At 43.5% G+C, this 1,224-nt stretch carries 1 protein-coding gene; it reads left to right on the forward strand.

Features of this window, described 5'->3' with window-relative positions:
• Nucleotides 1–1,175, forward strand: a 1,175-nt coding sequence (locus tag RFX69_RS06115; RefSeq protein WP_309168905.1) for an ISNCY family transposase, incomplete at its 5' end; no start/stop codon positions are given.
• Between the last annotated feature and the right edge of the window lie 49 nt (nt 1,176–1,224).

Below are 1,224 nucleotides of genomic sequence, written 5' to 3' on the forward strand. Positions count from 1 at the left end.
TAGCCCATGCCGGTCGTGGCCAAATCAGCAATTCTAAACTTCCTGAAGAACTCAGACTCAAGTGCCTCAATATTGTTTCTGACCAACTGCATGGTTTCGGACCCACTTTAGCGCATGAAAAGCTTACCACCGTACATGGATTCGATCTTTCAGTAGAAACCCTGCGTTCTTGGATGATTGCAGCTGACTTATGGATGCCTAGATCCAAGCGCCTGAAACGACCGTATCAGCCTCGTTACAACCGGGATTGCTTTGGTGAACTGATCCAAATTGATGGCTCACACCATGACTGGTTTGAAGGACGCGCTGCTAAATGCTGTCTGCTGGTGTTTATCGATGATGCTACAGGAAAATTGCAGCATTTACGCTTCTGTGAGTCAGAATCAACCTTTGACTATATGATTTCAACACGCTTATATGTCGAACAGCACGGTAAGCCTTTAGCGTTTTACAGCGACAAACATTCAGTCTTTAGAGTGAATCAAAGCAGCAAGAAAGACACCAAGATTACCCAGTTTGGACGTGTACTCAGCACCCTGAATATCGATATCATCTTCGCTAATTCACCGCAGGCCAAAGGCCGTGTGGAACGGGCCAACAGAACCCTTCAGGACCGTCTGATCAAGGAGATGCGCCTGAAAGGCATCTGTTCGATTGAGCAAGCTAATGTCTGGCTACCCTGCTTCATTGAGGAGTTCAATCAGAAGTTCGCCAAGATGGCTTTTAATCCTAAGAATCTACATCGGTCTATCACTGAAACAGCCGAAGAATTAGATGATATTTTTACTTGGCGTGAACCCCGCAGAGTCACGAATAGTCTGACGATTACTTATGATAAATGCGTATATCTCCTGGAAAACACCGAAGAAAATCAAAGGTTGATCGGTAAGTATCTTGAGTTCCTTGAATACCCGGATGGTACTGTAGCCATCATGCATAATAGCCGAAAGATCAATTACAGCCTCTTCGATAAATTAAGTCAGCTGAATCAGCGAGAGATTGTTGAGAATAAACGGTTGGGTGCTGTTCTGAATCATATCCAACAACAGCATGAAGAACTGGAACAGCAAAACAAACGTAATCGTTCTCAAAAGATGCCAAGCAGACGTGCACAGAAAACAGCAATTCAAGAACGAAATCTAAATCCTGTGCTTGACTTGGAAATGTCCATATAGGACATTTCTATTTGGTTATTAGGTAGGACATTTCTACTTAGGAATAACA

Source organism: Acinetobacter sp. 148 (assembly GCF_031196675.1).
Classification (GTDB): domain Bacteria; phylum Pseudomonadota; class Gammaproteobacteria; order Pseudomonadales; family Moraxellaceae; genus Acinetobacter; species Acinetobacter baumannii.